The organism is Kitasatospora sp. NPDC127116 (assembly GCF_042677365.1).
In the GTDB taxonomy this organism is placed as follows: domain Bacteria; phylum Actinomycetota; class Actinomycetes; order Streptomycetales; family Streptomycetaceae; genus Kitasatospora; species Kitasatospora lactacystinica.
In genome coordinates, this window is record NZ_JBHXTL010000245.1 from 1 (window position 1) to 6152 (window position 6152).

Annotated in this window: 5 protein-coding genes; 2 read left to right on the forward strand and 3 right to left on the reverse strand. The window is 71.9% G+C overall.

The genetic code is table 11. The features are described from left to right. Positions 1–92: 92 nt before the first annotated feature. Positions 93–809 carry a prepilin peptidase gene (locus ACFVHV_RS42895; protein ID WP_359899493.1) on the reverse strand — a complete coding sequence of 239 codons (717 nt, stop codon included), beginning with the start codon at positions 807–809 and terminating at the stop codon, positions 93–95. Positions 810–1086: 277 nt separating this feature from the next. Here ACFVHV_RS42895 and ACFVHV_RS42900 point away from each other — a divergent pair, with 277 nt between their 5' ends. Then, positions 1087–2301 carry a pyridoxal phosphate-dependent aminotransferase gene (locus tag ACFVHV_RS42900; protein ID WP_359899491.1) on the forward strand — a complete coding sequence of 405 codons (1215 nt, stop codon included), beginning with the start codon at positions 1087–1089 and terminating at the stop codon, positions 2299–2301. A 164-nt stretch (positions 2302–2465) separates the two neighbouring features. On the opposite strand, the gene ACFVHV_RS42905 is transcribed toward ACFVHV_RS42900, so the two are convergent. After that, complete coding sequence (locus ACFVHV_RS42905; RefSeq protein WP_359899489.1) at positions 2466–4292, reverse strand: phosphoenolpyruvate carboxykinase (GTP); 1827 nt, start codon at positions 4290–4292, stop codon at positions 2466–2468. A gap of 284 nt (positions 4293–4576) precedes the next feature. On the opposite strand from ACFVHV_RS42905, the gene ACFVHV_RS42910 reads away from it, so the two are divergent. Next, entirely contained in the window at positions 4577–5251 is a 675-nt protein-coding gene (locus ACFVHV_RS42910) for a hemolysin III family protein (RefSeq protein ID WP_380359196.1), read from the forward strand. On the opposite strand, the gene ACFVHV_RS42915 is transcribed toward ACFVHV_RS42910, so the two are convergent. After that, positions 5222–5881: a hypothetical protein gene (locus ACFVHV_RS42915; RefSeq protein ID WP_380359199.1), complete on the reverse strand. Its 660-nt coding sequence runs from the start codon at positions 5879–5881 to the stop codon at positions 5222–5224. The genes ACFVHV_RS42910 and ACFVHV_RS42915 overlap by 30 nt on opposite strands. Positions 5882–6152 lie beyond the last annotated feature (271 nt).

Sequence of the window (6152 nt, forward strand, 5' to 3'; positions counted from 1 at the left end):
GCGTCGGGGGGGGGGCCCGCCGCACCCAGGGGGGGGGCGGCCCCTTCCGTTCCCCTCCCCTTCAAGGCGTTCGATGTCCCGGCGGCGCGCGCTCACCGCGCCAGGACCGCGGTGAGCGCGCCGAGCAGCAGGAACGGGCCGACCGGGAGGTCCAGTCCGCGCACCGGGCGGCGACGGACCAGCGCGGCGGCGGCCCGCAGGGTGCCCCACAGCCCGGCGAGCACCATCGCGGCGAACAGCCCGCCGAGCGCCACCGACCAGCCGTACCAGCCGAGCAGCCCGCCCAGGGCGAGCCCGAGCGGGGAGTCCCCCGGGCCCAACGCGCCCAGCCAGACGGCCAGTTCGAGCACACCCCCGACCGCGAGCGCGACCAGCAGGCAGCGCAGCGCCACCCCGGGCCCCGCGCTCGGCACCGCCGCCAGCAGCAGCGCCGTCACCCCGCCGAGCAGTGGCAGGGTCAGCCGGTACGGCAGCCGGCGCACCCGCGCGTCGACGAAACCGAGCGCCACGCCGAGCGCCGCCGCCCAGCCCATCGCCAGGGTCACCAGCACCAGCCGGTCCGCCGCGTTCGCCACCGCGACGGCTACCGCCACCGCGACCGCCTCCACCGTCCAGGCGCCGGCGCCCAGCCGCTCCCGGCAGCCCCGGCAGCGCCCGGTCGGCGGCAGCAGGCGCACCCGGCGCCCGCAGGCCGGGCAGTCCTCGCACCGGGGCTCGCCCTCCGGCACCGCGAACCGGGCGATCAGCCCGCGCAGCGGTGGAGCCGCCAGCAGACCGACCAGCACCGCCGCCACCACGACCGGGACCACCGGCGCACCCCCACTTCGACCGACGCGACCGACACGACCGACGCCATCGGCGCGACCGGCCCCATCCTCCCGCGCCGGGCGGTGTGCCGTCCGTCTCGTTCCGCACGAAAGCGCGACAGCGCTCCTCGCATACACGAGCATTCCGGACATTCGACTACTGGTTCGGAAGGCCGTCCGCCACCCCCGCCTGCCGATCCAAGGGGGCTGTTCGGGCCCCCGAAAGCACCCCCGCGGAGACCGGCCGCACGGCCCCTCCGTACCCCTAAAGTAGGCGGACATGCAGGTCATCCAGTCCAGCAAGCTCGCCAATGTCTGCTACGACATCCGCGGCCCGGTGCTCGACGAGGCGATGCGGCTGGAGGAACAGGGCCACCGCATCCTCAAACTCAACACCGGCAACCCGGCCACCTTCGGTTTCGAGGCGCCCCCGGAGATCCTCCAGGACGTCCTGCGCAACCTCGCCGACGCGCACGGCTACGGCGACTCCAAGGGCCTGCTCTCCGCCCGCCGCGCGGTGGTCATGCACTACGAGGACCGCGGGCTGCACGGCCTCTCCGTCGACGACGTCTTCCTCGGCAACGGCGTCTCCGAGCTGATCCAGCTGGCCATGACCGCGCTGCTGGACGACGGCGACGAGGTGCTCGTCCCGGCCCCGGACTACCCGCTGTGGACCGCCTCGGTCTCACTCGCCGGCGGCACCGCGGTGCACTACCGCTGCGACGAGCAGTCCGAGTGGTACCCGGACCTCGCCGACATCGAGGCCAGGGTCACCGACCGGACCAGGGCCATCGTGGTGATCAACCCGAACAACCCGACCGGCGCGGTCTACCCGCGCGAGGTGCTGGAGGGCATCGCGGAGATCGCCCGCCGGCACGACCTGGTGGTCTACGCGGACGAGATCTACGACAAGATCCTCTACGACGACGCCGAACACGTCCCGCTGGCCACCCTGGCCCCGGACCTCTTCTGCGTCACCTTCAACGGACTGTCCAAGGCGTACCGGGTCGCCGGCTTCCGCTCCGGCTGGATGGTGCTGTCCGGCGACCGGCGCCGGGCCCGCAGCTACATCGAGGGCCTCACCGTGCTCGCCTCGATGCGGCTGTGCGCCAACATGCCCGCCCAGCACGCCGTGGCCGCCGCGCTCGGCGGACGGCAGTCGATCCGCGACCTGGTGCTGCCCGGCGGCCGGCTGCACGCCTCGCGGGACGCCGCGTACGAGCTGCTGAACCAGATCCCGGGGGTCAGCTGCGTCAAGCCCAAGGGCGCGCTGTACGCCTTCCCCCGGCTGGACCCCAAGGTCCACAAGATCAAGGACGACGCCCGGATGGTGCTGGACCTGCTGCGCTCCCAGCGCATCCTGCTGGTCCAGGGCACCGGCTTCAACTGGCCGGAGCCGGACCACTTCCGGCTGGTCACCCTGCCCCGGGCGGAGGAGATCACCGACGCGGTGACCCGGATCGGCGACTTCCTCGGGGGTTACGTCCAGCCGTAGCCCGGGCGGGAAGCCCCGGGGAAAAACACTACGGCCGGAGTCCCGGCCCGGGCGATCTCCTTGGTCGGGGGAAAATCGCCCGGCGGAACTCCGGCCGTCCTGCCGCTCGGCGGGGCGCGCGGTTCGTGCCGCGCGCCCGCCTCTCTCCCGGCTGAGGCTCAGGCTCAGCCGAGGCGCGCGACGAGGTTCCGGTACTCGTCCCACAGCTCCTTCGGGGTGTGGTCGCCGAAGGTCTCCAGGTGGGCCGGCACGAGAGCGGCCTCCTGGCGCCAGAGGTCGGCGTCCACGGTGAAGAGCAGGTCGAGGTCCTCCTTGGACAGGTCCAGGTCGCCGAGGTCGAAGCCCTCGACGGTCGGCAGCACGCCGATCGGGGTCTCGACGCCCTCGCCGGTCCCCTCCAGGCGCTCGACGATCCACTTGAGCACGCGGCTGTTCTCGCCGTAGCCGGGCCAGACGAACTTGCCCCCGGCGTCCTTGCGGAACCAGTTGACGTAGTAGATCTTCGGCAGCTTGGCGGCGTCCGCCCGGGCGCCGACCTTCAGCCAGTGGGCGAAGTAGTCACCCATGTTGTAGCCGCAGAACGGCAGCATCGCGAACGGGTCGCGGCGCAGCTCGCCGACGGTGCCCTCGGCGGCGGCGGTCTTCTCGGAGGCGATGTTGGCGCCGAGGAAGACGCCGTGCTGCCAGTCGAAGGACTCGGTCACCAGCGGGACGGCGGTGGCGCGGCGGCCGCCGAACAGGATCGCCGAGATCGGCACGCCCGCCTGGTCCTCCCACTCCGGGGCGATGGTCGGGCACTGCGCGGCCGGGACGGCGAAGCGGGCGTTCGGGTGGGCGGCCGGGGTGCCGGACTCGGGGGTCCAGTCGTTGCCGCGCCAGTCGGTCAGGTGCGCCGGGGGCTCCTCGGTGAGGCCCTCCCACCACACGTCGCCGTCGTCGGTGAGGGCGACGTTGGTGAAGACGGTGTTGCCCCAGAGGGTGTCGATGGCGTTGGCGTTGGTGTCCACGCCGGTGCCGGGGGCGACGCCGAAGAAGCCGGCCTCGGGGTTGATGGCGTACAGCCGGCCGTCGGCGCCGAAGCGCATCCAGGCGATGTCGTCGCCGATCGTCTCGACCTTCCAGCCCGGGACCGTCGGCTGGAGCATGGCCAGGTTGGTCTTGCCGCACGCCGAGGGGAACGCGGCGGCGACGTACTTGGCCTCGCCGTTCGGCGGGGTGAGCTTCAGGATGAGCATGTGCTCGGCCAGCCAGCCCTCGTCGCGGGCCATGGTCGAGGCGATGCGCAGCGCGTAGCACTTCTTGCCGAGCAGGGCGTTGCCGCCGTAGCCCGAACCGAAGGACCAGATCTCCTTGGTCTCCGGGAAGTGCGAGATGTACTTGGTGCTGTTGCACGGCCACGGCACGTCCGCCTGGCCCTCGGCGAGCGGGGCGCCGACGGTGTGCACGGCCTTGACGAAGTCGCCGTCCTCGCCGAGCTGGTCCAGCACGGCCTGGCCCATGCGGGTCATCACGCGCATGGAGACGGCGACGTAGGCGGAGTCGGTGATCTCGACGCCGTACGCGGCCAGCGGGGAGCCGACCGGGCCCATCGAGAAGGGCACGACGTACATCGTGCGGCCCTTCATCGCGCCGCGGAAGAGTCCCTGCTCGCCCTGGAAGAGCTCCCGCATCTCGGCGGGGGCCTTCCAGTTGTTGGTCGGTCCGGCGTCCTTCTCCTGCTCGGAGCAGATGAAGGTGCGGTCCTCCACGCGCGCCACGTCCGTGGGGTCCGAGGCGGCGTAGTAGGAGTTGGGGCGCTTCTCCTCGTTGAGCTTCTTGAAGGTGCCCTGCGCCACCAGCAGGTCCGCGAGGCGGTGGTACTCCTCGTCGGAACCGTCGCACCACTCGATGCGGTCCGGCTGGGTGAGCTCGGCGATCTCGCTCACCCAAGCGAGCAGCTGCTTGTGGCGGGTGGGCGCGGATGCGCTGAGAGCAGAGATCTCGTACGACACGATCGCTCCGTTTCACGCCATCTCGGCGAGGAGACGGCGTCGCGGGGGTCTGAGGGTGCTTGCAGCGTAGCTCCGGACTCAAGGCCGGAACGCGGCGAAGCGTCGAAATTGACGCACCTTTTACTCCAGCCAGTATGATTACTGACCAGTAACAGAGCGGCCCCACCCGGGACGGAGTGTGCGGCGCCACACTCCTATTACTCCAAAACGTCCAACAGTGACGATCGCCACTTCCTACGCGCCAGTAACCTACGGATCCGTAGGTAACGGGTAGCATGCTGCGCATGACTGCTGCTGCGCTCGCGGAGAGTGCACTCATGGAGAGCAAGCCGAAGTGGCGCGGCTGGCTGCACGCCGGGATGTTCCCCGCCACGGTGGCCGCCGGGATCGTGCTGATCTGCCTGGCCGACTCCACGCCCGCCAGGATCGCCTGCGCGATCTACTCGGTCAGCGCCTGGCTGCTCTTCGGGGTCAGCGCGGTGTACCACCGCTTCGACTGGGGCCCGCGCGGGGACGCCGTGCTGCGCCGGCTGGACCACGCCAACATCTTCCTGATCATCGCGGGCACCTACACGCCGTTCACGATGCTGCTGCTCAAGGGCGCCGACCAGCAACTGCTGCTCTGGGCGGTCTGGGGCGGCGCACTGGCCGGGATCGCGTTCCGGGTGTTCTGGGTCGGCGCGCCGCGCTGGCTGTACACACCGGTGTACCTCGCGCTGGGCTGGGCCGCCGCCTTCTACCTGCCGGACTTCCTGCACACCGGCGGGGTCGCCGTCCTGGTGCTGATGATCGTCGGCGGAGTGCTCTACAGCATCGGCGGCGTGGTGTACGGGCTCAAGCGGCCCAACCCCTCACCGCGCTGGTTCGGGTTCCACGAGGTGTTCCACGCCTTCACCCTGGGGGCGTTCATCGTCCAGTACATCGGCGTCTCACTGGTGGCGTACAGCACGGCCGGCTGATCCCGGCGCACCCCGACGGGCGGTCGAACGGTCCACGGACCGGCCGGCCGCCCGTTCCGCCGTCCAGGGCCGCTCGTACGGGGCCCGGAGCTGCGGGCGGCGCGGGACGGCCGAGTGGTCGACGGCGCCGGACTCCGACTGCGGGCCCGGATCCTGCAGCAGCCCGTGCGCGTGGTGGTGCTCGCCGTGGGCGTAGTACTGCTCCCCGCGGGCGTGGTGCTGCTCCCCGCGCGACTCCCGGCGGGGCTCGCGCGACTCCCGGTACGGCTCGCGCGGCGACCCGGCCGCCGTCGGGAGCGCCGCGGACCCGGACCGCCCCGGCGCACCGGCCGAGCGGGCCCGCGCCTGCCGGGCGTCGAGCGCCTCGCGGGCCCGGCGGCAGCGCTCGCAGTGCGCGGCGTCCGGGATGCCGCGGCGCGGGCGGTGCCGGACCGGGGCCCGATCGCCGTGCATCGCGCGCCAGCGGCGGGCGACGTACACCATGAGCAGCAGGGTCTCGACCCCGGCGACCGCCAGGACCAGCAGGGCGCCGTTGATCAGATAGGCCGCGACCACGGCCAGCGCAGAGCCCACCACCACCGCCGAACCCCACACCTGGGTGCTCATCTGCTTGTCGTCCGCGTCGGCCACTTCGGTCCCCTTTCCCGGTGCCGGGCTCGTGGTCGGCTCCCGCCGCCCCACCTCTTCTCCGCTCTCGGCACGCGTCGGCCAGCACTGACCGATTGCCACATGGTATCTACCGACAGTCATGGCCAACTGCCCCGGGGCGGCGAACGACAGATCAACGTTGCGTCAATTCCTCGTGCGGAAGCAGCACTTCCAGGACACATCACGGAGCGTAGCCGCGGTTCGCCTCCGTCGGACGCGCCGGACGCGCTGGACGTGCTGGACGCACCTGCGG

Excerpts from the sequence above, each read along its gene's own strand:
- ACFVHV_RS42900 (WP_359899491.1), top strand. The coding sequence starts at position 1,087 with ATGCAGGTCATCCAGTCCAGCAAGCTCGCCAATGTCTGCTACGACATC.
- ACFVHV_RS42910 (WP_380359196.1), top strand. The coding sequence starts at position 4,577 with ATGACTGCTGCTGCGCTCGCGGAGAGTGCACTCATGGAGAGCAAGCCG.